The organism is Mesorhizobium sp. M6A.T.Cr.TU.016.01.1.1 (assembly GCF_003952585.1).
Taxonomy (GTDB): domain Bacteria; phylum Pseudomonadota; class Alphaproteobacteria; order Rhizobiales; family Rhizobiaceae; genus Mesorhizobium; species Mesorhizobium mediterraneum.
In genome coordinates this window covers 3,936,540-3,959,111 of record NZ_CP034452.1, presented here as the reverse complement: position 1 = coordinate 3,959,111, position 22,572 = coordinate 3,936,540, and the positions used below count along the sequence as shown (strand labels likewise).

Genomic DNA, 22,572 nt, shown 5'->3' with positions numbered 1-22,572 from the left:
GCCATCAATTCCCGTTACCAAAAACCGTATCCAGACGCGCCAAAACCTTTTGCCTTAATGCACCCTCCAGCGCCTCGACTGGAACCAGCCGCTCGTGGTCACCAGCCCGCAGCCGCATGAAGGTATGCAGCCGGTAGGCGACAATGGCGCCACGCGTGCCAGCATCAGCGCTGATATCCACGGTCAGGATGCCCCCGATGCGGCCGGGCCAGGGCTGGCGCGCAAAGGCGGTGCCAAGAAAATCGCCGAGCCCATAGGCGACGAGCGCCTTGCCGATCCGCTCCACCGGCTGCAAGACGTGGGCATGGTGGCCGGCTATCAGCCCGACGCCTTGCGCGGCCAAATGCTGTGCCAGTGCCCGTGTTGCGGCCTGGGGAAAGTGCCGGAACTCCCAATCCCAATGTGGCACCGCGCAGGCGAGGTCGACGGCGGCGCCGCGCGGCCATTGTGCCGGGTCGCCTTGCATTGACACACGGCCCGCGAACGCAGCCGCGCCGGCATTGCGCCACAGCGTGAAAGCGGCAAAGCCTATTGTCAGCGGCCCGACCGCAAGGCGCTCGACCGGACCGGCGACGGCGGTACCGATGCTGCGGATGCCGAGACGGTTCAGCGCCGCCACGGTCTTGTCGAAACCCTCGACGCCCTGGTCGAGCACATGATTGTTGGCGAGCGACAAAACCAGCTTCTCATGCGAGATGCCGGCGGCCGCCAGCGCCTCGGCGAGAAACCGCTCGGTCATGGCATGATGGGTGCCAAGCTTCGTGCCCATCGCCGCGCTCGGTCGCTCCACCACCGGGCTTTCGCAATTGCCGACCACAAGGTCGGCGGAGGCGAGCAGCGCCTTGATAGCCGGGTCGCATTGCGGCGCTGTTCGATTGGCCACCGCCGAGATATCACCGACAAAGGCGAGCTGCACCGTTCGCGCCGGTGGCGGCTCGATCATCGTTCCTGCCGCTGGCGCAAAACCATCGCCGTCGCCACTAAGCGTCGGCTTCAGGAAACGTGGCAGCCAAGACAATTTGTAGGAAAGCGGATAGTTCGACACGCGCAGCCTGCACCGGAATGAACGGCCACGGTAGACGATGAGCCCGATATAGCGAAGCGCTTCCGTTCGGATTCATATGGGCGAGGCGCCTGCGACAGGCGCGACACGCGAAATGCATGTATGGTCGGCATGAAGCCCTGGAGGACCAAGATGACGCGATTTTCGAGCCTGCTGGCATTCGCCCTTATTCTGCTGCTGCCGGTTGCTTCCGCTGATGCCGCATCCCCCGAACCGGCCGCCCTGTTCGAGGCAAAAACCGTAGCGGACCGCAACAGCACGCTTACCGCACTCGAAGCCGCCGCGCCCGGTGATCCCGCGTCGGCTTACGCCGCCGGCGCCGGCCAATTCTTCACCGCGCTGGAGATCCTGGCCGGCGGCCTGCATCGCCATGGTTTCGAGAGCCCGCAATCGTTCATGCTGCCGCTGATGCGGCTGCCGGTGCCGGACAATCCCAATCCCGAACCGCTGACTTACGATGACTTCCGCGCCATCCTGGTCGCCTTCCGCGACCGGCTGCAGAAATCCGCCGCCACACTTGGGTCCGTGCCTGCCGGTGCCGATATCGGCATGGAGGTCGACCTCATGCGTCTCGGCATCGATCTCAACGAGGACGGCCAGATCGCGCCGGACGAAAGTGCCGCCGCGATCATGGCGTCTCTGTCACGCGGCGGCGGTGCGCCATACGCGGCCGCACCTGCCCTCACCTTCCGCTTCGACCGCGCCGACGGCTACTGGGTGCAGGGCTATGCCGAGTTCCTGATGGCGCAGGCGGACTTCTGGCTGGCGCATGACTTCAGGACCATGTTCGACGGCTCCTTCCACATGCTATTCCCACGCGCCAAGCTGCCGCTGCAGGACACGCTCGTTCCGCCGGACGGCGGCATGGGCGGAAGCATGTTATCGTCCGAATGGCGCTTGGCCGATTTCATCTCGCTGGTGCATCTGGTTAACTGGCCGGTGGTCGAGCCGGAGCGCCGGCAGGCGGCACGCCGCCATCTCATGGAGATGATCCGGCTGTCGCGCGAGGACTGGAAGGCGATCCGCGCCGAGACCGACAACGACCGTGAATGGCTGCCCGGGCCGCAACAGAAAGGTGCCAGCCCGCTCACCGGCCTGGAGGTCGGCGAGGAGCAGGTCCAAGCCTGGCACGCCGCGCTTGATATGGCCGAGGATCTGCTCGAAGGTCGCACCTTGCTGCCGCATTTCCGCATCGCCGACAAAGGCATCGACATGAAGCGCTTCTTCGACGAGCCGAAGCCCTTCGATCTGGTGCTGTCGATCACCGGCCCGGCGATCGCACCCTATCTCGAAAGCGGGAAGATCCTCACCAGCGAGGAATTTGACCAGATCCAGCGCCAGTTCGGCGGCGCCGGGTTTTTGACGTTTGCGCTGTGGTTTAACTGAGGGCGTGTTTCAACATCGCTCCTGACACCCTTGTGTCAGCAGCTTAAGTTCGTCCCGCGCCCCTCGTCACTCCGCTCTTTCCATTTCGGCCGATACCTCCCATATTCGGGGCATGGCCAAACTTCCTGACAAAAAGACGCCGCCGCCGGCGCGTGATGATCGCGCTTCGCCGCCCAAGCGGCGCAGCCCGCTGACCGATTTCCTCGATGCATCGGAGCCGTTGCACAAGGGCGGCTTCGCCGAGGCGCCGCAGGCCGAATTCTCAGGCACGCCGCTGACCGGCTCGATCGCCGATTGGGCCGAGCAGATAGAGCAGGAAGCCGAGCGCCAAATCTCCCCCCTTGAGGGGGAGATGTCGCCGAAGGCGACAGAGGGGGTCGGCAAAGGAAGTGCTCAGCATAAGGAACCGTCGAGCCCGGCCGCACCGACCCCACCCGACGGCTCCGCCGCCACCCTCCCCTCAAGGGGGAGGGAAGGCGCCAAGGCGAAAAAAATCCCCGAGCGCTCCTCCTCCCCCGGCCGCACGGCGCGAGGAACCTCGATGGGCGGCGCGGCTTCGGCCAGGGAGCGCACCGCGGCCGGCCTCAATCCGGTCGCCGGCCTCGATGTTTCGCTGGAGGAAGCCGAGACGATGGCCTCCGGCGGTGTCACCGCCACTGTCGCCGCGCTGTCGGCGCTGATCGAATCCGGCAACCCGCTGCACAAGGACGGCGTGCTGTGGACACCGCACCGCCCGGCCCGGCCCGAAAAATCCGAAGGCGGCATCGCCATCAAGATGGTGTCGGATTTCGAGCCGGCCGGCGACCAGCCGACGGCGATCAAGGATCTTGTCGAAGGCGTCAACGACAATGACCGCACCCAGGTGCTGCTCGGCGTCACCGGCTCGGGAAAAACCTTCACCATGGCCAAGGTGATCGAGGAGACGCAGCGTCCTGCTCTGATCCTCGCCCCCAACAAGACGCTGGCCGCACAGCTCTATTCCGAGTTCAAGAAATTCTTCCCGGAAAACGCCGTCGAGTATTTCGTCTCCTACTACGACTACTACCAGCCGGAAGCCTATGTGCCTCGGACGGATACCTTCATCGAGAAGGAATCGTCGATCAACGAACAGATCGACCGCATGCGCCACTCGGCGACGCGCTCGCTGCTGGAGCGCGACGACGTCATCATCGTCGCCTCGGTGTCCTGCATCTACGGTATCGGCTCGGTCGAGACCTATACGGCGATGACCTTTCAGATGCAGATCGGCGACCGGCTCGACCAGCGGGCGCTGCTCGCCGACCTCGTCGCTCAGCAATACAAGCGTCAGGATATCAACTTCGTCCGCGGCTCGTTCCGCGTGCGCGGTGACACGATCGAGATTTTTCCGGCTCACCTTGAGGATCGCGCATGGCGCATTTCGCTGTTCGGCGACGAGATCGAGGCGATCACTGAGTTCGACCCGCTGACCGGCCAGAAGACCGGCGAGTTGAAGAGCGTCAAGATCTACGCCAATTCGCACTATGTCACGCCGCGCCCGACCCTCAATCAGGCCATCAAGTCGATCAAGGAAGAGCTCAAGCACCGGCTGGTCGAACTCGAACGGTCCGGTCGCTTGCTCGAGGCGCAGCGGCTGGAGCAGCGCTGCCGTTTCGATCTGGAGATGCTGGAAGCGACCGGCTCCTGTGCCGGCATCGAGAACTATTCGCGCTATCTCACCGGCCGCCAGCCGGGCGATCCGCCGCCGACCCTGTTCGAGTACATTCCCGACAATGCGCTGGTCTTCATCGACGAAAGCCATGTCACCGTGCCGCAGATCGGCGGCATGTATCGCGGCGACTTTCGCCGCAAGGCGACGCTGGCCGAATACGGCTTCCGTCTGCCGTCCTGCATGGACAACCGGCCGCTGCGCTTTGAGGAGTGGGATGCCATGCGCCCGCTCTCCGTCGCGGTTTCGGCGACGCCCGGCGGCTGGGAAATGGAGCAGTCCGGTGGCGTCTTTGCCGAGCAGGTCATCCGACCGACCGGCCTGATCGATCCGCCGGTCGAGGTGCGTCCGGCCAAGACCCAGGTCGACGACGTCGTCGGCGAAATCCGCGACACGACAAAAGCCGGCTACCGCACGCTGGTCACAGTGCTGACCAAGCGCATGGCCGAGGACCTCACCGAATATCTGCACGAGCAGGGCATCCGCGTCCGCTACATGCACTCCGACATCGACACGCTTGAACGCATCGAGATCCTGCGCGACCTGCGCCTCGGCGCCTTCGACGTGCTGGTCGGCATCAACCTTTTGCGCGAAGGCCTCGACATCCCGGAATGTGGTTTCGTCGCCATTCTCGATGCCGACAAGGAGGGCTTCCTGCGCTCGGAAACCTCGCTGATCCAGACCATCGGCCGCGCCGCCAGAAACGTCGACGGCAAGGTCATCCTCTACGCCGACCAGGTCACCGGCTCGATGGAGCGGGCGATGGCGGAAACCAACCGCCGTCGCGAAAAGCAGATGGAGTGGAACGCCGCCAACGGCATCACCCCGGAATCGGTCAAGTCGCGCATCTCCGACATCCTGGACTCGGTCTACGAGAAGGATCATGTCCGCGCCGACATCTCGCAGTTCACCGACAGCGCCGGCGCGATGATGGGCAACAACCTGAAAGCCCATCTCGACGCGATGGACAAGCAGATGCGCGACGCCGCCGCCAATCTCGACTTCGAGAAGGCCGCCCGCATCCGCGACGAGATCAAGCGGCTGCGCGAGATGGAGCTGTCCATTTCCGACGATCCCCTGGCCAAATATGCCGACATGGAAAGCCCGGTTTCGGGCCGCGAGAAGGGCAAGCACAACAAGGGCGTGGCCAAACATCGTACAGCAGAGGAACAGGAGCGTTTCCGCAAACTAGACGCGGCACGTGCCGCCGAAGAGGCGGCCCGACCCAACCTCTTCCACAAGCCGGCGCTCGACGAGATGGGCGCCGACGGCGCCGTGCCGGTGAAGAAGCCGCTGTTTTCGAAGCCGTCACTGGACGATATGGGGCCTGGCACCGACATGACGACGCCGTCAGGCGCAGTGTCCCGTTCGCTGTTCAAGAAGCAGTCGGCGCAGGAGGCGCACGGCTCCGATTTCGGTATTCCCGGCGAACCGGCCAAACCGCTGTTCAAGAAGAACTCGCTCGACGAGATGACGGTGCGGCGCACGGAAAAGCCGGTCGAGGGAAAAGTACCGGCCAAGCCGCAGCCGATCTCCCCCCAAGTGGGGGGCGATTCCGCCAAGCCGATCGTTCGCCAGCGCGCCGGCATCGGTTCCTACGAAGACCCCGCTGACGCCCGCCGCGAAAAACGCCGGCCGGGCAAGACAGGGCGGCCGGGAAAGTAGCGTCTTCCCTTCTCCCCCTGTGGGAGAAGGTGGATCGGCGCGCAGCGCCGAGACGGTTGAGGGGTGTTCCAGCGGAGTGAGACGTTTGCGTTCCCTGGAACACCCCTCATCCGACCTCGCTTTGCGAGGCCACCTTCTCCCACAAGGGGAGAAGGGAAGGACTCCACTGTCATCGCTTGAATCAGTCCGCTTGCCACCAGCCCCGCCTTTGGTGTAATCGCTCCGCACACTCGAACGTCTTGAAAGGAGGGCTGCGTGTCTTTCGACCACCACCGTCAGCGCGGCCCTGTCCCTGCCCTGCGAGCTTGCTTGCAGGGCTGACCAGAGACGGTCCGGGTTCTCCCGCTTCGATTTTCTTGGTGTGCCCTTCGTGGTGCTGCAACGCCTGTTCTAATGGCCGGCCTGCGCACCGTCAAAGTGCATCGAACCGGAGTTTTCCTCCGGGCAGACCAGAGAAACCAACATGGCCCTGATCAGCCTCAAATCCCTCGGCGTCACCATGAGTGCGCCGCTCTTCTCCAACCTTGACCTCACCATCGGCACCGGCGATCGGCTCGGCATCGTCGCCGCCAACGGCCGCGGCAAATCTACCTTGCTGAAGTGCCTGACTGGCGAAATGGAGCCGACATCAGGCGACATCACCCGCACCCGCGGCCTCCGGGTCGGCTATGTCGAGCAAGCCGTTCCCACAGCACTGGCCGAGCGCGGCTTTCAGCAGGTGGTGGCCGACGCCTTGCCGGCCGAGCAGGCCGAAAGCGAGCAATGGCGCGTCGATGTGGTGCTCGGCTCCCTCGACGTGCCTGAGCCGATGCGCGAGCGGCCGATGCGGGCGCTGAGCGGCGGCTGGCAAAGGCTGGCGCTGATCGCCCGAGTCTGGGTCACCGATCCCGATGTCCTGCTTCTCGACGAGCCGACCAACCATCTCGATCTCGCCAAGATCAGCCAGCTCGAAACCTGGCTGAACGCGCTGCCGCGTGAGGTGCCGGTGGTGATCGCCAGCCACGACCGCGCCTTCCTCGACGCCACCACCAACCGGACGCTGTTCCTGCGCCCTGAACAGTCGCCGGTGTTTGCGCTACCCTATTCCAGGGCACGCAACGCTTTGAGCGAAGCCGACGCCTCGGCCGATCGAAAATTCCAGCGCGACATGAAGGTGGCGCAGCAATTGCGCCGGCAGGCGGCCAAGCTCAACAATATCGGCATCAACTCGGGCAGCGACCTGCTGACGGTCAAGACCAAGCAGCTCAACCAGCGCGCCCAGCGCCTCGAGGAGGTCGCAGCACCCGCGCACCGCGAAAAATCCGCGGGCGCGATAAAGCTCGGCAATCGCGGCACCCATGCCAAGGTGCTGATCACGCTCGACGACGTGGCGGTCGAAACGCCTGACGGTACGCTGCTGTTCAGGACCGGCAAGCGCCATATCTGCCAAGGCGATCGCATCGTCCTGCTCGGCCGCAACGGTGTCGGCAAGTCGCGCCTCATCAGCCTGATCAGGAATGCCATCGTTGAACCGGATATGGCCGCGCAAGGCGTGAAGGTGACGCCGTCGACGGTGCTCGGCTACAGCGACCAGGCCCTGTCGGGCATCAGCGGCGAAGACACGCCGCTGGCGATGCTCTCGCGCAGCTTCGATGTCGGCGAGCAACGCGCCCGCTCGCTGCTCGCCGGTGCGGGCGTCAGCATCGACATGCAGGAGCGCAGGATCGGCGTGCTGTCGGGCGGACAGAAGGCGCGGCTGATGATGCTGGCGCTGAGGCTCGCCAATCCCAACTTCTACCTGCTCGACGAGCCGACCAACCATCTCGACATCGACGGCCAGGAAGCGCTGGAGGCGGAACTGCTCGCCCATCAGGCAAGCTGCGTGCTGGCCTCGCATGACCGCTCCTTCATCAGGGCGATCGGCAACCGCTTCTGGCTGATCGAGAAGCGGCGGCTGGTCGAGGTCGACAGCCCGGAGGATTTCTTCCGATCGGTGGCAGAAACGGGCGGTTGAAGCTTTGCTCCAAAAAATTCTAACGGTCTGTCGGATCATGTCCGCGCGCCACGTCCTTGGGATGCCGACACGGTGATGCCGGCGCCAATCGAGGAGAGAGCATCATGTCTATTCTGTCATCCGTAGGTCGTATAGCGACCCGTTACTCGGCGGCTCGCGCCCGTTACCGCAGCGAGCGTGCCATCCTTTCGTTGCCGATCGAACTGCGCAAGGACATCGGCTGGCCCGAAATCGTCATCGACGCACAGAACAGCCCGCGGATTGGCCTGGCTCCTTGATAAGGGGGCTCCTTGACAAGGGGGGCTCCTTGACAAGAACCGGCCGTCGCACGCTCGGCATCAAAAAAGCACATCGGCCATGTAGGATCGCCGCTGCCTCATCCGTCCTGTGTTTCGCAACGCCCAACCAAAGAGGAGCAAGACATGAACGATCAGCCCCAGACCCAACCTGCCGCGAAAGTCCTCGGCGGATTGACGCCCTATCTTCAGCTGGACGGCGCCTTCAAGGCTTCAGAATTCTATCAAAAGGCCTTCGGCGCCGAGCAGGTCTTCTTCTACCCGCCGGACGAGCAGGGCCGCACGATGCATATCCATCTCCACATCAACGGTTCGACCTTGATGATTTCCGACTTCTATCCCGAGCACGGAATGGCCGCGGTGAAGCCGCAGGGCTTCACAATGCAGCTGCATCTCGGCAGCGACGACATCGACGCCTGGTGGCAGCGCGCCGTCGACGCAGGCTGCACCGTCGGCACGCCGTTGCAGGTGATGTTCTGGGGCGACCGCTGGGGCCAACTGACTGATCCCTTCGGCGTGGAGTGGGCGATGAACGCGCCAGTGAAGGCGGCGTAGCGGCTTCCTTCCTTCTCTCCTTGTGGGAGAAGGTGGCCGAGCGAAGCTCGGTCGGATGAGGGGTGTTCCAGATTGCAATGACGGCACTCCGTCCAACACCCCTCATCCGTCTTGGCGCGCTTCTCGCCAATCCACCTTCTCCCACAAGGGGAGAAGGAAAACCCTAGCCAACCCAAGGAGAACCACAATGTCCTATGTCGATGGCTTCGTTCTCGCCGTGCCCAAGGCAAATCTCGATGCCTACAAGAAAATGGCGCAGCTCGGCGGCACCGTCTGGAAGGAGCATGGCGCGCTCGCCTATGTCGAATGCATCGGCGACGACGTGCCCTATGGCGAGATCACCTCGTTCCCTCGCGCCGTGCAGGCCAAGGACGACGAGGTCGTCGTCTTCTCATGGGTCGTCTATGAATCCAGGCAGAGCCGCGATGTGGTGATGGCCAAGGTAATGGCCGACCCACGCCTGAACGGAGAGCTATCGGCGATGCCCTTCGACAGCAAGCGCATGATCTTTGGCGGCTTTCAGCCCTTCATTGAGCTGTAGGCCCGCAACGCATTACGCTAGCCGGTCAAGCAGCGGCTTGAGCCGGTCGCCGTAGCGCTTCCACAGATCGACCGAGCCCTGGTACATCGGCTGGCGCACCTGCGCCGCCGAGGCTGTGCGCACGGGACGGTCGGTCTCGTGGAACGACAGCACTCTATCGTCCCACGGCAGGCCGAGACGAGCGATCAGCGCCCGCGTCTGCCCTTCCTGGTCGGCGACGAAATCCTCATAGCGCACATCGTGCACGACACCGGGCAGCACGCTGTGCCAATGCGCCATGATGTCGGTGTAGAGATTGTGGAAGTCGGCGAGCTCGCCGAGATCGTAGCCATAACGGTGAGTGTCGCCGCGGAAATGCACCTTGTAGATCGACAGGCAGGTCGCCGCCGCATCGCGCACGCAATGGATGATCCTGGCCTTCGGCAGCATCAGACGGATAAAGCCGATAAACAGAAAGTTGCCTGGCATTTTGTCGGTGACATGGCGGACATGCGGATAGCGGGCATGCAGCATATCGAGGTAGGCCTGCCCGGCATCGGCAAAATCCGTGTCGGGTACATCGGATACGCCCCAGGGAAAGCCACCTGGCATGGTTGACGGAAACTGCTTGCCGACCACCGTCTTCAAAATACTGAGCTCGCCGGCGCCATAGACCTGGGGATGGCTGGCGATGATCTGTTCGACCAGCGTCGTGCCCGAACGCGGCATGCCGACGATGAAGATCGGCGCATCGTCGGCGGTTGCGCTTGGCTTATGCTTTTCGAAGAAGCTGGCATCGAACACCGATTTCATCGCCTCGAATTCGGCCCGCGTCCTCACCGGATCATAATCGATGCCCTTGCGGCGGATGGCATTACCTTCGGCGAAATAATCAAAGGCGCGCGGGTAATCTTTCAGGTCGTCATTGGCTTTGCCGAGGCCGAAGGCAAGCTGCATGCGCGCCAGGCTGTCTTGCGGCGCCTTGGCATGCTGCGCCTCCATGCCGGCAAGCTCGGCGTCGCGCTCCTTCTGGCGCTTGACCTGCGTCAGCATCAGCCAGGCCCGGGCCATGCCGGGATTGACGGTCAGCGCCTGGCGGAACAAGTCAGTCGCTTCGTCGAGCTTGCCCTTTTCCATCAGCCCGACGCCCAGCCCGTGCAGCAAGTCGGCATCCTTAGGCCGGATCGTCAGCGCTTCCCGAAAGACGGCAAGCGCCTCATCGAGCCGCCCGGCCTCCTGCAGCGTTTCGGCAAGCCCGATGCGGGCGCGAACATGGAACGGGTTGCGACCGAGGGTGCCGCGATAGATCTCCTCTGCGTCCTCGAACTGTCCCATCTGCCTTAGCGACGAGCCGAGATTGTCGCGCGCCGCAAGCTGGTCCGGGCGCAGCGCCACCGCGCCACGGAAGAAATCGACGGCTGCACTGACACGGCCGAGGTCCCGCATCACCGTGCCAAGGTTGTTGAGGAAATCCGGATTCTTGGGTTGCAGGCGCACCGACTGTTCGAGGAGATCGAGGCCTTCGGCGCTGCGCCCGGTCTGGTGCAGCAGAAGCCCGAGAAAATGCGCCGCCGCCGCGTGATTGGCCTTATGCGCCAACACCTGCCGGTAGAGCATCTCGGCTTCCTGCCGGCGCCCCGCCTGATGCAATTGCAGCGCCTGCTGCACACGCTGGTCGAGCCCCAGCGGCGGCTGTCCGCCTGAGCCGAAATTGGCGCCCGCGCCTGCCGGTCTTCTCGGATCTCTGTTGATGGGAAACCTGCCGTGTTTTGTCCGCCTGCCGCGATCTAGGCCATCGGCGCGACAGGTTCAAGGGGTCGCAGGCCAGCTTACCGGAAATCGGCCCGGGTCAATACATACATGTTCCTGCGGCCGTGCGAATAGGCTTCGCGCGCGACATCCTGGATCGACGAGCGCTCCGCATCGAACGCGCTGAGATACTCGGCTTCGGCTCCGCTCGTGGCCGTTGCCGCCGAAAGCGCTGCAATCTCCACAAAGAACGGCACTTCGAACATGCCGTCATGGCCGACGAAACGAATGCGCTTGGCCGCCGCGTCGTAGGAGCGGCTGCGGTTGGGAAAATTGAGCGTCACACTCAAGCTCCTTGATTAGTGGCAAAGCCGGCCATGTCAGATCAGGCGGTGGGTTTCGGCGAGCTGACGCGCCCGCCGCACCGTGCCGTCGGTGTCGGCAATCCTGCGCCTTGCTGCCTCGTCACTTCTTATCGTCAGCCGCGCGGATATGACTTTTGTGGGCTTGATGATCGGCTTGATTGTTACGGTCGAGCCATCAGGCGTTTTCACGGAAACCATGGATTTTCCTTTCAGACATAAATAAAAATTAATACCGGGATGAAATTTTCCAGCACAATTTCAGACAATTCTTGTGAAGAGTTTGGACCGTATCATCATTCTACAAATATCACTAGAAAAGTAATTTCGCCGCAAGATCGGCACCGGGCATGAATCTTCTTGAATAAACCGCAATTTCGGATTAATGAATTGAGATCGTTTTTTGGGCCAAGCTTGGCATCTCGCGGCGTCAGAGGTTCTCGACCCGCCAAACTCATTCCAGATCGCCGATACCCAAATTGCCGATACAGGGACGCACGATACTTTAAGTCCCGATGCCGCAAAGCGGGCACTACTTTATCGGAATCACGCCGGGAACGAGACTTCGAGGCACGAGAATGTCTGGCCGAACTACCCATTCCATCGCGCATTTCGAGGCGCCCTTCATGCTTGGCGGCCTGGAGGGAAAGTTGCCGGCCGGCGACTACGACATCGACCACGATGAGGAGCTTATCGATGGCATGTCATGGCTTGCCTGGCGCCGTGTCGCCACCTTCATCCATCTGCCGGCGAGAACGGTGAAAAGCCAGACCAGCCAATTGGTCGCCATCGACCTCGCCGACCTCGAAACCGCGCTGAGGCGCGACCAGGAGAATGCCGCATGATCCGCTTCCAGCAGAACGCGCGCCCGCGCACCGATACGCCCGCGCATCTTTTCGCAATCGGCCAGACCGTTCGCATGAAGAGCCGCACCGGCCTTGTCCAGAAGACCGCGGAGCTGTTCCAGATCAAGAGCAAGCTGCCGGTCAAGGACGGCTCGCCGCAATACCGCATCCGCAGCGACGAGGAGACCCATGAGCGGGTCACCACGGAAGACAATCTCGAAGTGGCCGACAATCCGAGCGCCTAGGCCCTCGTCGACCGCCACCACCACGTTCATCAATCACGAGGACCAAGAAATGGCCAAGGGTCAACAGCGCAGCAACCGCGAGACACGCAAGCCCAAGAAAGACAAGGCGGCGGCAAAGCCGGCCTCGCCCTTCGGCTCGGCCGTCAAGCAGGCGGAAGCCGGTTTGAAGCCGAAGTCCAAGGGCTAGCGCTCCGAAGCGCCGCGCGCGCCTCACCATGCTTGTGCACCTGAGCGGCTTTGGTGCACCCGCAGGACTGCGTCGCCGCAACACGGAGGCGTGCTTGAACTTCGTTGTCGAGTTCTATCGATCGCGCGACGCCGACGAAGCGATCCTCGACAGGGTATCACTCGAGGCGCCGAACCTGCGCGCCGCCCTGCAGGGCGCCACCGAGCTGTTCCGCTCGCTGGCGATGCCGCAGATCCCGGACCGCCTGCGCATTTCCGACGAAGACGGCAGCGAGCTCTATGCCGGCCCGGCCGATGGAGCGTATCCAGCGCACGGATGAGCAACACTGCATTCATTCAGCCACTAGCGGTTCTGCTTTTGATAGAATCGCCGAACCGCTCTAAGTATTTGTTTTTACGCAATTCCCCAGGGAAAGCGCTACGCGCTTTTCCCGGGAAAACCGCCACGCACCTTTTCCTGGAATTGCTCTAGCGGATCCAATTAAAGATCACGTAACGTCAAAAGCCATATAAGGTCCGCTGGAACCGGGCCCGATCACGGTTGGCTGCCCGGCAGGCCGCGCACGAAATCGTCGCTCGCAGCCGAAGGCAGGGAGGCGCACATGGACAGGCCGCGCATCATCGTGACTGCGGTGGTGTTGGCCTTGCTCGGCGCCATCGTGCCTATCGCGGCGATGTTCCACTTTTCATGGGTTCTGGCGGTTCAAGAAGAACATCGACGGCTGGATCTGTTCGCCAACCGCGCGATCGCCAGGGCCAGCATATCGCTCAAGGATGCAACCGACGCATTGCGTGAGATCGACCGGTTCACCGGCGACCGCTGTTCGGTGGGCCACATTGCCCGCATGCGGCAGCTCACCATCAACACCCGCTCGATCGAAGAGATGGGCTATTTCGAAACCGGACTGCTCAAATGCACATCCTGGGGCTCGACCGAAGGACGCGTTGCGCAAGCCGCACCGGATTTCACCACCGCAGACGGCGTTGCCGTCACTGCCCGGATACAGCCCCTGGCCGACCAGGCCCATCCGCTGATGGCCCTGCACTACAAGCACCATAATGTCCTTGTCGATCCTCTGCGCTTTGTCGACATTGTCGTCGATCCCGACATTCAGCTTGCCCTCGCGACCGACACCGGCGTCCTGCTCAGCGCGTTGAACGGGCCTGATCCCGCCCGCATCGCCAAGATCATCGCCACCCCGGGCAAAGGCCTGGATGACGGTCATCTGTTTGCCACAGCGCGCGGGACGGACTGGATCGCCGTCGCCACCGAACCGGAAAGCCAGATCGTGGACAGCGTGCGCAGGCGGCAATTGCTGTTGCTTCCTCTCGGCGTTTTCATTGCCGCCTTTATCATCGGCATGGTTGCCTGGTTGTCGCGGCGGCGGCTGTCGCCGCTGGGAGAATTGCAGATTGCCGTTCGCAAGCACGAATTCATCGTCCACTATCAGCCGATCGTCGAGCTCAGGACCGGCAATTGCGTGGGGGCCGAAGCGCTGGTTCGCTGGAGACGGCCCGACGGCTCGCTGGTCCGGGCCGATCTTTTCATCCCGCTGGCAGAAGAGAGCGGCCTGATCGCGGCAATCACCGATCAGGTCATAGCCCTTGTCGTTTTGGACCTGAAAAAGCTTCTTGTCGCCAATCCTTCCCTCCACATCGCGATCAATCTCAGCCCGGCCGACGTCAGAACGGCAAGGGTCCTTCCGGTCATCGAAAAGGCCTTGCAGCACACCGGAATTCAGCCTCGGCAGATCTGGCTGGAGGCGACGGAGCGCGGTTTCGTCGACGTCGATTCAGCGCGCTCGACCGTCATTCGCGCCCGCGAGCTTGGCCACGCGGTCGCAATCGACGACTTCGGCACAGGCTATTCCAGCCTGTCCCACCTCGAAGGCCTGCCGCTCGATGCGCTGAAGATCGACAAATCGTTCATCGACACGATCGCCACGGATTCCGCCACCAGTTCCGTAACGCCGCATATCATCGACATGGCCAAGACGCTGAAGCTGAAGATCATTGCCGAGGGCGTGGAGACGCAGGCACAGGCCGACTATCTGATGGAACGCGATGTCGACTATGGTCAGGGCTGGCTGTTTGCCAAACCCATGCCCGCAGCCGAGTTCATCGCCTATTGCCGCAAGGCGAGGCTGTCGGCGTAGAGGCAAGTGGCGCCAGCTGCCCTTCGCCCGCCTATGTCCAGTTGATAGATGGGCCCCTCCCCGTCGCCGGACGGGGAGGAAACCAGCCCTTAGCAGGGGCCGTCTTCGACGATGCGATAATCGGCGGCGCGGGCCTCGCATGCGTTGGGGAAGGTGCGCAGGTCGCCACGGCGGCGTGCGCAGACAGGGGCATACTCGCGGGTGCAGAATGTCTGCTCCTCATCACCACCGCCACCGCCGTCACGGCACTGGCCGTCGCGGATGATGCGATACCCGGCTCGCTCGGCAAGGCAGGCATTGGCGAAGGTCTGGCGGTCGCCGCCACGCCGGGCGCAGACCGGATCATATTGCTTGGTGCAGAATTGCGGCCCGGGCCTTGGCGGACGGTACCCCGGTCCTTCGTCCACCACCACCGCGGTGCAGGCCGCAAGAACTGCCGACAGCAACAGGATGGCAAAACCCTGCCGCGAGAAGATTGCCGCAAGAAATTTCATGACTATACCTCCCTCAAGCCCCGCTCCAATGCATGTCGCCCAAAGCATGCCCACGGGCCTGATCCGAGGGTGCGCAGCGGTTTTGGGATAACGACATGCACAAGAAAATGCAAAACGCGCTCTACTCCAAGCCGATCCTCGCCATTCCACCGCCAAATGCAACCCCTGTTTGCAAGCTCTCAGCCCGCTGGACCATGCGTGGGCGGGCACTGGCCGATGACCGGACGAGCACCCCAGCCTATCGGTGCCATGCGTCGGAATGCGCCCGTCGGGAGGCCCGCGGGCGCTACCTTGCAACGATCACCTTTCCGTGCGATAAATTTCGTGTTCGGGCATTTGCGACCCGGAGAGCGGAACGTTTTGGACGACCTTTCCCCGATACTGTGAATCTCTGACGGCCCCGTTTTTCGGCGGGGGGTTTTGACCATGCGCCAATGCATGACTGCCGAAGCAACCACCGGGACTTGCCCACGGCGTCAGGCGGCGGGCAAACCACAAGACTGACACGGGTGAAGGAGTTTCCCCAATGGCCCAGACCGGCACCGTTAAGTTCTTCAACGCAACCAAAGGCTTCGGCTTCATCACGCCAGATGACGGCGCCAAGGACGTGTTCGTCCACATCTCCGCGATCGAGGCTTCGGGCCTGCGCACGCTCGTTGATGGCCAGAAGGTCACCTTCGATGTCGAGCCGGACCGGATGGGCAAGGGGCCGAAGGCGGTCAATCTCCGCGCCGACTGAACCGTCGCGCACGTCCGCTCGGACGTGCTCAGGGACTGTGCCTGAGGTCTCCACAGGCCTTGTGCCGGCTTTCAGCGCCGGATCCGAGTTTTCGAAGGCGCGGCGGTTTTCGTCGCGCCTTTTTTCGTGCCCGGGTGGGCAAGCCAATGCGCGCAAAACTTTCTCTTGCCGATGACGCTAAAATAAACGACAAATTTCCACTCGGGCATTTGCCGGCCCGAGACTGGACTTGATGGGATCAAAGGAGCTTCCCATGCCGCAGACCGGCACCGTCAAATTCTTCAATCATGCCAAAGGCTTCGGCTTCATCACGCCGGATGATGGCGCGAAGGATGTCTTCGTCCACATTTCGGCCGTGCAGGCGTCGGGTCTTCCCGGTCTTGAGGATGGGCAGAAGGTAACATTCGACACCGAGCCGGACAAGCGCGGCAAGGGTCCGAAAGCCGTCAACCTGTCGATCGGCTGAGCCGGAATCGAGACAGCATCGGATTCCGCAGGGCAAGTCCGCTCCTTGTTGAGCGTGCGATATTTGTGGCTCGCGCCAAGCCTGATCGATGAATGTCGACTGCTCCCAGCCCGCCAATTTCGTTCAGCCCCCGTTCAGCCACGGTCGCCTACTAGTCTTCGATAAGCCGGACCGCATCCCCAAATTACCCGGGCCGGCACGAAGGAGACCGACATGAACCGAATTTTCAAGACCGCCATCCTGTCCGCCGCGATTGTCGCGACCACGCTCGCGACCTTGCCCGCGGCCAGCGCCGGCGACTGGCGCCACCGGCACCACCATCGTGGCAATGGCGACGCGATCGCGGCAGGCGTCCTTGGCCTCGCAGCCGGCGCCCTGATCGTTGGTGCGCTCAACAACCCGCAGCCCAGCTATTACGATCCCGGCTATGATGATTATGGGCGTTATCCACGGCCAGCCCCGGTGCGCCGCTACTACGCGGAACCGCGGGTCGCCTATAATGATGGTTACGCCGAGCCATGGACCCGTGGCTGGTATGAATATTGTTCGGATCGCTATCGCTCGTTCAACTCCCGGACCGGCACGTTCACCGGCTATGACGGCGAACAGCATTTCTGCACCGCCAACTAATACATGTCGCCCAAAAGCATGCGCACGGGCCTGACCCCAGGGTGCATAACGGTTTTGCGATAACGACATGCACAAAGACAAAGGCCTTAAAGCGCAAAGCGCCTTAAGGCCTCCCCAGCCCTAAAAAAGCGCTGTCCGCATGGCCAGCGCTTTTTTGTTGTCGGCATGCGCAAGACAAGGGCCTGACGCGCATCGCATGAGGCGCCTCAGATGCGACGCGCTTTAAATCAGGAATGGATTGCTCCGGCGCTCCTCACCGAAGCGACCGCCGGGACCATGGCCGCAGATGAAGCCGACGTCGTCGCCGAGTGGCAAAAGCTTGTCCTTGATCGACGCGATCAGCGCGGCGTGGTCGCCGCCCGGCAGGTCGGTGCGCCCGACAGACCCACGGAACAGCACGTCGCCAACATGGGCGAACTTCGCAGCGCGATTGTAGTAGACGACATGGCCGGGCGCGTGGCCCGGGCAATGAAAGACCTCGAACGCGTGCTGGCCGAACGAGACGGTATCGCCTTCGCTGAGAAAGCGGTCGGGCATGCAATTGCGCACCGGATCGGTGATGCCGTAGAGTTTTGCCTGGTTCTCGAGGTTAGCAAGCAATGGACGGTCGGCCTCATGCGGGCCGATGATCTGGACGCCGAGCGCCTCCTTCAGCTCCATGGCGCCGCCGGCATGGTCGATATGACCATGCGTGATCCAGATCGCGCCGGCGTTGATCGCGTTATCCTTTAGCACCGCCAGCACCTTGTCGATGTCGCCGCCCGGATCGACGACGACGCCTTGTCTGTCGTCCATGTCGAAGAGGATGGTGCAGTTTTGCTGGAAGGCCGTGACCGGCACGATACTGGCATTGAGCTGACCCATGATCGTCCTTTCGCTGTGTCGCCCCTGATGTAGAGACACATGCAAACGGCGTCCACCGTTGGCACGGACACAAAAGAAATGGGCGGCCGAAGCCGCCCATGCGAAAGCCCGAAACCGCCAAGCTTACTTCTTCATCGCATTCATGACCGCGCCGATGATGGCCGTCAGAATGGCGCCACCACCGGCACCGCCGACGATGTTTTGCAGATTCAGCGCGCTGCCCAATCCGCTAGTTGCCGCTGCGGCTGCAGCCGGATCGATCGTACCGCCGCCGAGCAGGCTGCCGAGGATCGCCGCGCCGCCGACGCCGCCAACGGCGCCGCCCAGAATTTTGGGAAGCTGACCCATTGCCGCTGTCTTGATCGCCGCGCCAACCGCCTGACCACCGATGATACCCGTAATCACCTGAATAATGATCGGAAGAAGCGTGTTCATGTCCATGTTACCAGTCCCTCCATAGCTGCCAGCCTCCCGGGCCGACACCATCATGAGACGCCGAATTGGACGAAAGTCAAATGCAGAAGTGCTTAAATAAAAGGGGCAGCCCGAAAACTGCCCCTACTTGTTAAAAAAGCTGTGACTTTCGTTATTCTGCGGCGATCGCATGCTTGGGTTGAACGGCCGCAGAATAGTCGTTCATCAGAGTCTTGGCGATTTCACCCACCTCGAATCGGTATTGACCGATCTCTGAAACGGGCGTCACCTCGGCCGCGGTCCCGGTGAGGAAGCACTGCTGGAAGCCTTCGAGCTCTTCCGGCATAATGGTGCGCTCGATCACCTCAAAGCCGCGATCCTTGGCAAGACCAATGACTGTACGGCGGGTGATGCCGTCGAGGAAGCAGTCGGGGGTGGGTGTGTGGATCTTGCCGTCCTTGACGAAGAAGATATTGGCGCCGGTTGCTTCCGCAACCTGGCCGCGCCAGTCGAGCATCATGGCGTCGGCATAGCCCTTGGCTTCGGCGGCATGCTTGGACATGGTGCAGATCATGTAGAGGCCGGCAGCCTTCGATTTCGACGGCGCAGTGCGCGGATCGGGGCGGCGCCATTCGGCCAGATCGAGACGGATGCCCTTCAGCTTCTGTGCCGGATCGAAATAGCTCGGCCACTGCCAGATGGCGATGGCGCAGTTGATCCGGCTGTTTTGCGCCGAAACGCCCATTTGTTCGCTGCCGCGCCAGGCGATCGGCCGGACATAGGCATCCTGAAAGCCCTGCTTCTTCAACAGCGTGCGGCAGGCGTCGTCGATCTCGGCAACCGAATAGGGAATCTTGAAGCCGAGCAGGCGTGCCGATTCATGCAGGCGCTCGCTGTGGTCGGTCAGTTTGAAAATCTCGCCGCCATAGGCGCGCTCGCCCTCGAACACCGCGCTGGCGTAGTGCAGGCCATGGGTCAACACGTGGATCTTGGCGTCGGCCCATTTGACGAACTCGCCGTTCATCCAGATAAAGCCGTCCATTTGGTCAAAGGGAACGGATGCCATGGTAACCTCCCGCGGGCGGCCGCCCGCACATCGTTGTGTCGTTGCGCGTTTCTTATCAGCCGCACCGGGCGGCCGGTATCTCGAAGCGTAGGCGGATATATAAGGTCTGGCAAACACAGGAAGTTCCGGAAAAACGGCTTTCCCTTGCCTTTTCGTTCGCAATCCGCCGAAAAGCTTGTCAAAAATTACCATTGCCGGGAAATTACGTCAATAGTACTGACATAATTTCCCTTTCGCACGGAGAAAAGATGACGGATCGCAGCCACCCAGCCGGAAAGCCGATCAGGACGGCGGTCACCGACGAGGACGGCATCGACTTTGCCATCATCGAATTGTTCTTCTTCGCCTATCGCGATTTTACCTCCGATCCGGACCAGATCCTGTCCGATTATGGCTTCGGCCGCGCCCATCACCGGGTTCTGCATTTCGTCAATCGCAGGCCGGGCCTGACGGTCGCCGAACTCCTCGACGTGCTGAAGATCACCAAGCAGAGCCTGGCACGCGTGCTCAAGCAACTGATCGACACCGATCATGTCGTCCAGTTGCAGGGCCCGCGCGACCGCCGCCAGCGCGAACTCTATCCGACGGCCAAGGGCCGCGCCTTGGCGCTGGCGCTGGCACGGCCACAGTCGCGCCGCATCCATGCTGCATTGGAAGATTTCGGAGCCACCGAACGCGCCTTGATCGAACGCTTCCTGGAAGCGATGGTCAATCCGGAACTAAGGGCGCAGATCGACATTGTGCCCGCAAAAATGTCAGGGAAAAGCCATGGAGACCATTGAAAGGGTTGATCAACCGGCAGCACCGGATGATGATGCGCCGCATCTGCTGGTGATCGATGACGATACCCGTATCCGCAATCTTCTCAAACAATATCTGACCGAAAACGGCTTTCGCGTCACCGTTGCCGGAAATTCCGGCGAAGCGCGGCGCAAGCTCGCCGGCCTCGATTTCGACCTGCTCGTGCTCGATATCATGATGCCGGGCGAAACCGGCGTCGACCTCGCCAAGGCGCTGCGGGCGACCAAGAACGTGCCGATCCTGATGCTTACCGCGCTTTCCGAGACCGACAGCCGGATCACCGGGCTCGAGGCCGGCGCCGACGACTATCTGCCGAAGCCTTTCGATCCCCGCGAATTGATCCTGCGCATCAACAACATCCTGCGCCGCGGCGGTCCGGCAACGACGCCCAAGGTCGAGCAACTGGTCTTCGGCCCTTACACCTTCCAGATCGCCAGGCGGGAGCTCAAGCGCGGCGGCGAGGCTCTGAAGCTGACGGACCGCGAGCAGGAGATCCTGGCGATCTTCGCGGCGCGGGCCGGCGAAACGATACCGCGCCATGAACTTGTCGGCGACGAGTCCGAAGTCGGCGAGCGCACCATCGACGTCCAGATCAACAGGCTGCGCCGCAAGATCGAACGCGATCCGTCCAACCCGGTCTGGCTGCAGACCGTGCGTGGTATTGGGTATCGGCTCAGCGTGGAATAGACTGCCGCAATGCATGTCGCCGAAAAGTGCGAAGCGGTTTTGGGACGACGACATGCATAAAGTCGAAAATTGCAAGCGCAGCACTGCGCTTGCGGGTCCCTTGTTGAGCTGCAGATGGGCAAAAAGGGCGAATGGCGACCACGCAACTGGAACGGCCGGAAGATAGCGGCTTGAGCGCTCGCGCCAGGCGGGCGCTGAAGGCGGTGCCGCTTGCCTGGAAACGGTTCTGGCGCCTCGTTTCGCTTTACATGCCGAAGCGGCTCTATGCCCGCTCGCTGATCATCGTCATCGCACCGATGATCCTGCTGCAATCGGTCCTCGCCTTTGTCTTCATGGAACGCCACTGGCAGACTGTGACGCAGCGCCTGTCGCAGGCCACGGTCCGCGACATTGCCGCGATCGTCGACCTGGTTGAAACCTATCCGAACGACGCCGACTACGCCAATATCATCCGCATCGCGCAGGATCGCATGCAGCTGAAGATCGACTTGCTTCCGCCCGATCCGCTGCCAGCGCCCGGTCCAAAGCCGTTCTTCTCGATCCTCGACGAAATTCTCTCGTCCGAGATCACCCATCAGATCAACCGGCCGTTCTGGATCGACACGGTCGGCAATTCCAATATCATCGAGGTCCGCGTCCAGCTCGAGGGCAAGGTACTGCGCGCCTTCGTGCGCCGCAGCCAGGCCTATGCCTCGAACACGCACATTTTCCTGATCTGGATGGTCGGCACCTCGCTGGTGCTGCTGATGATCGCCATCCCTTTCCTGCGCAACCAGATCCGGCCGATCCTGACGCTGGCCGAGGCCGCCGAAAGTTTCGGCAAGGGCCGGCCGATGCCGCGCGATTTCCGTCCGCGCGGCGCCGAGGAGGTCCGCCGCGCCGGCTTTGCCTTCATCCAGATGCGCGAACGCATCGAACGCCAGCTCGAACAGCGCACCGCTATGCTGACCGGCGTCAGCCACGATTTGAGAACCATCCTCACTCGCTTCAAGCTGCAGCTTGCGCTGACCGGGACCAAGGCCGACACCGAGGCGCTCGGCCAGGACATCGATGACATGCAGTCTATGCTGGAAGGCTATCTCGCCTTTGCTCGCGGCGAGGCAACGGAAGACGCCGGCCGTTTCAATCTTGAAGCGTATTTCGAAAAGCTGGGCGAGGAGGCCACGCTGCGCAAGCGCAAACTGTCGACCGCGCTCGCCGGCGATCCAAATGTGCATGTGCGGCCCCACGCCTTTGCCCGGCTGTTGTCCAATATCGTCGGCAACGCCTTCCGTTACGCCAAGACGGTTGAAATCAACGCCAATCATGGCCGCGGCTCGCTGCTCGTCACCATCGACGACGACGGTCCGGGCATTCCGCCCGAAAAGCGCGAGGACGTGTTCAAGCCTTTCGTGCGGCTTGACGAGGCCCGCAACCTCGACGCCAGCGGCACCGGCCTTGGCCTTGCCATCGCACGCGACATAGCCCGCAGCCATGGCGGCGATATCATGCTGGACAAGAGCCCGCTCGGCGGCTTGCGCGCCGTCATCAAGGTTCCGGCCTGATTAGAGCGACGTGCGTCCAGTTGGACGCACAAAGTACGCTCTAACACTTTGAACCTACGCACCGTGCTTTCCGAACCGAAGGTCAGCGCAGCAAAAATCGAATTCGATTTTCGGGACGACGCGCTGCTTTTCTGGCAGCTGCGGACGACCGCCGGTTTG

The 22,572-nt window shown here is 62.3% G+C and carries 25 protein-coding genes; 17 read left to right on the top strand and 8 right to left on the bottom strand.

Going from position 1 to position 22,572, the window contains the following annotated elements:
• Positions 1 to 4: 4 nt before the first annotated feature.
• The gene (locus tag EJ075_RS18970) at positions 5 to 1,045 is read right to left on the bottom strand and encodes a CapA family protein (RefSeq protein WP_126105293.1); all 1,041 of its coding nucleotides are present in this window, start codon (positions 1,043 to 1,045) and stop codon (positions 5 to 7) included.
• Between the two features lie 150 nt (positions 1,046 to 1,195).
• Between EJ075_RS18970 and EJ075_RS18965 the strand changes: the two genes are divergently transcribed.
• The 6 genes from EJ075_RS18965 (at position 1,196) to EJ075_RS18940 (ending at position 9,186) form a co-directional block, all read left to right on the top strand.
• A complete protein-coding gene (locus EJ075_RS18965; protein ID WP_126105292.1) occupies positions 1,196 to 2,449 on the top strand; it encodes a hypothetical protein in 1,254 nt (417 codons plus the stop codon).
• A gap of 112 nt (positions 2,450 to 2,561) precedes the next feature.
• Positions 2,562 to 5,801, top strand: coding sequence for an excinuclease ABC subunit UvrB (uvrB, locus tag EJ075_RS18960; RefSeq protein ID WP_126105291.1), 3,240 nt, complete (start codon positions 2,562 to 2,564; stop codon positions 5,799 to 5,801).
• Positions 5,802 to 6,264: 463 nt separating this feature from the next.
• Positions 6,265 to 7,794: an ABC-F family ATP-binding cassette domain-containing protein gene (locus EJ075_RS18950; RefSeq protein ID WP_126105290.1), complete on the top strand. Its 1,530-nt coding sequence runs from the start codon at positions 6,265 to 6,267 to the stop codon at positions 7,792 to 7,794.
• A gap of 104 nt (positions 7,795 to 7,898) precedes the next feature.
• The gene (locus tag EJ075_RS33185; RefSeq protein ID WP_164547136.1) at positions 7,899 to 8,072 is read left to right on the top strand and encodes a hypothetical protein; all 174 of its coding nucleotides are present in this window, start codon (positions 7,899 to 7,901) and stop codon (positions 8,070 to 8,072) included.
• 144 nt (positions 8,073 to 8,216) lie between these two features.
• On the top strand, positions 8,217 to 8,645 hold the full coding sequence (locus tag EJ075_RS18945; RefSeq protein ID WP_126105289.1) for a glyoxalase/bleomycin resistance/extradiol dioxygenase family protein: 429 nt from the start codon (positions 8,217 to 8,219) through the stop codon (positions 8,643 to 8,645).
• Between the two features lie 187 nt (positions 8,646 to 8,832).
• Positions 8,833 to 9,186: a DUF1428 family protein gene (locus tag EJ075_RS18940; RefSeq protein WP_126105288.1), complete on the top strand. Its 354-nt coding sequence runs from the start codon at positions 8,833 to 8,835 to the stop codon at positions 9,184 to 9,186.
• Positions 9,187 to 9,198: 12 nt separating this feature from the next.
• Here the strand turns inward: EJ075_RS18940 and EJ075_RS18935 are convergent, their stop codons facing one another.
• The 3 genes from EJ075_RS18935 to EJ075_RS18925 form a co-directional block, all read right to left on the bottom strand.
• The gene (locus EJ075_RS18935) at positions 9,199 to 10,782 is read right to left on the bottom strand and encodes a tetratricopeptide repeat-containing sulfotransferase family protein (protein WP_245457951.1); all 1,584 of its coding nucleotides are present in this window, start codon (positions 10,780 to 10,782) and stop codon (positions 9,199 to 9,201) included.
• A 212-nt stretch (positions 10,783 to 10,994) separates the two neighbouring features.
• Positions 10,995 to 11,258, bottom strand: a complete 264-nt coding sequence (locus EJ075_RS18930) for a DUF1488 domain-containing protein (protein WP_095488861.1) — start codon at positions 11,256 to 11,258, stop codon at positions 10,995 to 10,997.
• Between the two features lie 36 nt (positions 11,259 to 11,294).
• Complete coding sequence (locus EJ075_RS18925) at positions 11,295 to 11,477, bottom strand: hypothetical protein (protein ID WP_095488860.1); 183 nt, start codon at positions 11,475 to 11,477, stop codon at positions 11,295 to 11,297.
• 377 nt (positions 11,478 to 11,854) lie between these two features.
• On the opposite strand from EJ075_RS18925, the gene EJ075_RS18920 reads away from it, so the two are divergent.
• The 5 genes from EJ075_RS18920 to EJ075_RS18905 all read left to right on the top strand — a co-directional run bounded on the left by EJ075_RS18920 (position 11,855) and on the right by EJ075_RS18905 (position 14,708).
• A complete protein-coding gene (locus EJ075_RS18920) occupies positions 11,855 to 12,121 on the top strand; it encodes a hypothetical protein (RefSeq protein WP_126105286.1) in 267 nt (88 codons plus the stop codon).
• Complete coding sequence (locus EJ075_RS18915) at positions 12,118 to 12,366, top strand: hypothetical protein (protein ID WP_095488858.1); 249 nt, start codon at positions 12,118 to 12,120, stop codon at positions 12,364 to 12,366. The genes EJ075_RS18920 and EJ075_RS18915 overlap by 4 nt, the downstream gene beginning before the upstream one ends.
• Positions 12,367 to 12,415: 49 nt before the next feature.
• Positions 12,416 to 12,553, top strand: a complete 138-nt coding sequence (locus tag EJ075_RS33180; RefSeq protein WP_164547135.1) for a hypothetical protein — start codon at positions 12,416 to 12,418, stop codon at positions 12,551 to 12,553.
• A gap of 94 nt (positions 12,554 to 12,647) precedes the next feature.
• A complete protein-coding gene (locus tag EJ075_RS18910; RefSeq protein WP_126105285.1) occupies positions 12,648 to 12,872 on the top strand; it encodes a hypothetical protein in 225 nt (74 codons plus the stop codon).
• A gap of 282 nt (positions 12,873 to 13,154) precedes the next feature.
• A complete protein-coding gene (locus EJ075_RS18905; protein WP_126105284.1) occupies positions 13,155 to 14,708 on the top strand; it encodes an EAL domain-containing protein in 1,554 nt (517 codons plus the stop codon).
• A gap of 89 nt (positions 14,709 to 14,797) precedes the next feature.
• On the opposite strand, the gene EJ075_RS18900 is transcribed toward EJ075_RS18905, so the two are convergent.
• Positions 14,798 to 15,202: a Kazal-type serine protease inhibitor gene (locus EJ075_RS18900; RefSeq protein ID WP_126105283.1), complete on the bottom strand. Its 405-nt coding sequence runs from the start codon at positions 15,200 to 15,202 to the stop codon at positions 14,798 to 14,800.
• Positions 15,203 to 15,728: 526 nt separating this feature from the next.
• On the opposite strand from EJ075_RS18900, the gene EJ075_RS18895 reads away from it, so the two are divergent.
• The 3 genes from EJ075_RS18895 (at position 15,729) to EJ075_RS18885 (ending at position 17,037) form a co-directional block, all read left to right on the top strand.
• The gene (locus EJ075_RS18895; protein WP_023799871.1) at positions 15,729 to 15,941 is read left to right on the top strand and encodes a cold-shock protein; all 213 of its coding nucleotides are present in this window, start codon (positions 15,729 to 15,731) and stop codon (positions 15,939 to 15,941) included.
• A gap of 253 nt (positions 15,942 to 16,194) precedes the next feature.
• Positions 16,195 to 16,407: a cold-shock protein gene (locus EJ075_RS18890; RefSeq protein WP_006202521.1), complete on the top strand. Its 213-nt coding sequence runs from the start codon at positions 16,195 to 16,197 to the stop codon at positions 16,405 to 16,407.
• A gap of 213 nt (positions 16,408 to 16,620) precedes the next feature.
• A complete protein-coding gene (locus EJ075_RS18885; protein ID WP_126105282.1) occupies positions 16,621 to 17,037 on the top strand; it encodes a BA14K family protein in 417 nt (138 codons plus the stop codon).
• A 222-nt stretch (positions 17,038 to 17,259) separates the two neighbouring features.
• On the opposite strand, the gene EJ075_RS18880 is transcribed toward EJ075_RS18885, so the two are convergent.
• The 3 genes from EJ075_RS18880 to EJ075_RS18870 form a co-directional block, all read right to left on the bottom strand.
• The gene (locus EJ075_RS18880; protein WP_095488853.1) at positions 17,260 to 17,901 is read right to left on the bottom strand and encodes an MBL fold metallo-hydrolase; all 642 of its coding nucleotides are present in this window, start codon (positions 17,899 to 17,901) and stop codon (positions 17,260 to 17,262) included.
• A gap of 123 nt (positions 17,902 to 18,024) precedes the next feature.
• Positions 18,025 to 18,342 (bottom strand): hypothetical protein, encoded by a 318-nt coding sequence (locus EJ075_RS18875; RefSeq protein WP_095488852.1) that lies wholly within the window; start codon positions 18,340 to 18,342, stop codon positions 18,025 to 18,027.
• Positions 18,343 to 18,487: 145 nt separating this feature from the next.
• On the bottom strand, positions 18,488 to 19,381 hold the full coding sequence (locus tag EJ075_RS18870; RefSeq protein ID WP_095488851.1) for a branched-chain amino acid aminotransferase: 894 nt from the start codon (positions 19,379 to 19,381) through the stop codon (positions 18,488 to 18,490).
• Between the two features lie 248 nt (positions 19,382 to 19,629).
• Between EJ075_RS18870 and EJ075_RS18865 the strand changes: the two genes are divergently transcribed.
• The 3 genes from EJ075_RS18865 to EJ075_RS18855 all read left to right on the top strand — a co-directional run bounded on the left by EJ075_RS18865 (position 19,630) and on the right by EJ075_RS18855 (position 22,413).
• Positions 19,630 to 20,163 carry a MarR family transcriptional regulator gene (locus tag EJ075_RS18865; protein ID WP_164547134.1) on the top strand — a complete coding sequence of 178 codons (534 nt, stop codon included), beginning with the start codon at positions 19,630 to 19,632 and terminating at the stop codon, positions 20,161 to 20,163.
• Positions 20,150 to 20,869: a response regulator transcription factor gene (locus EJ075_RS18860; protein WP_036261013.1), complete on the top strand. Its 720-nt coding sequence runs from the start codon at positions 20,150 to 20,152 to the stop codon at positions 20,867 to 20,869. The genes EJ075_RS18865 and EJ075_RS18860 overlap by 14 nt, the downstream gene beginning before the upstream one ends.
• Before the next feature lie 131 nt (positions 20,870 to 21,000).
• A complete protein-coding gene (locus EJ075_RS18855; protein ID WP_126105281.1) occupies positions 21,001 to 22,413 on the top strand; it encodes an ATP-binding protein in 1,413 nt (470 codons plus the stop codon).
• The last annotated feature ends 159 nt before the right edge of the window (positions 22,414 to 22,572 follow it).

Bases quoted from the DNA above. Each gene is read 5' to 3' on its own strand.
- EJ075_RS18965 (WP_126105292.1), top strand. From the start codon at position 1,196: ATGACGCGATTTTCGAGCCTGCTGGCATTCGCCCTTATTCTGCTGCTG.
- uvrB (WP_126105291.1), top strand. From the start codon at position 2,562: ATGGCCAAACTTCCTGACAAAAAGACGCCGCCGCCGGCGCGTGATGAT.
- EJ075_RS18950 (WP_126105290.1), top strand. From the start codon at position 6,265: ATGGCCCTGATCAGCCTCAAATCCCTCGGCGTCACCATGAGTGCGCCG.
- EJ075_RS33185 (WP_164547136.1), top strand. From the start codon at position 7,899: ATGTCTATTCTGTCATCCGTAGGTCGTATAGCGACCCGTTACTCGGCG.
- EJ075_RS18945 (WP_126105289.1), top strand. From the start codon at position 8,217: ATGAACGATCAGCCCCAGACCCAACCTGCCGCGAAAGTCCTCGGCGGA.
- EJ075_RS18940 (WP_126105288.1), top strand. From the start codon at position 8,833: ATGTCCTATGTCGATGGCTTCGTTCTCGCCGTGCCCAAGGCAAATCTC.
- EJ075_RS18935 (WP_245457951.1), bottom strand. From the start codon at position 10,782: ATGCTCTACCGGCAGGTGTTGGCGCATAAGGCCAATCACGCGGCGGCG.
- EJ075_RS18925 (WP_095488860.1), bottom strand. From the start codon at position 11,477: ATGGTTTCCGTGAAAACGCCTGATGGCTCGACCGTAACAATCAAGCCG.
- EJ075_RS18920 (WP_126105286.1), top strand. From the start codon at position 11,855: ATGTCTGGCCGAACTACCCATTCCATCGCGCATTTCGAGGCGCCCTTC.
- EJ075_RS18915 (WP_095488858.1), top strand. From the start codon at position 12,118: ATGATCCGCTTCCAGCAGAACGCGCGCCCGCGCACCGATACGCCCGCG.
- EJ075_RS33180 (WP_164547135.1), top strand. From the start codon at position 12,416: ATGGCCAAGGGTCAACAGCGCAGCAACCGCGAGACACGCAAGCCCAAG.
- EJ075_RS18905 (WP_126105284.1), top strand. From the start codon at position 13,155: ATGGACAGGCCGCGCATCATCGTGACTGCGGTGGTGTTGGCCTTGCTC.
- EJ075_RS18900 (WP_126105283.1), bottom strand. From the start codon at position 15,202: ATGAAATTTCTTGCGGCAATCTTCTCGCGGCAGGGTTTTGCCATCCTG.
- EJ075_RS18895 (WP_023799871.1), top strand. From the start codon at position 15,729: ATGGCCCAGACCGGCACCGTTAAGTTCTTCAACGCAACCAAAGGCTTC.
- EJ075_RS18890 (WP_006202521.1), top strand. From the start codon at position 16,195: ATGCCGCAGACCGGCACCGTCAAATTCTTCAATCATGCCAAAGGCTTC.
- EJ075_RS18885 (WP_126105282.1), top strand. From the start codon at position 16,621: ATGAACCGAATTTTCAAGACCGCCATCCTGTCCGCCGCGATTGTCGCG.
- EJ075_RS18880 (WP_095488853.1), bottom strand. From the start codon at position 17,901: ATGGGTCAGCTCAATGCCAGTATCGTGCCGGTCACGGCCTTCCAGCAA.
- EJ075_RS18875 (WP_095488852.1), bottom strand. From the start codon at position 18,342: ATGGACATGAACACGCTTCTTCCGATCATTATTCAGGTGATTACGGGT.
- EJ075_RS18870 (WP_095488851.1), bottom strand. From the start codon at position 19,381: ATGGCATCCGTTCCCTTTGACCAAATGGACGGCTTTATCTGGATGAAC.
- EJ075_RS18865 (WP_164547134.1), top strand. From the start codon at position 19,630: ATGACGGATCGCAGCCACCCAGCCGGAAAGCCGATCAGGACGGCGGTC.
- EJ075_RS18860 (WP_036261013.1), top strand. From the start codon at position 20,150: ATGGAGACCATTGAAAGGGTTGATCAACCGGCAGCACCGGATGATGAT.
- EJ075_RS18855 (WP_126105281.1), top strand. From the start codon at position 21,001: ATGGCGACCACGCAACTGGAACGGCCGGAAGATAGCGGCTTGAGCGCT.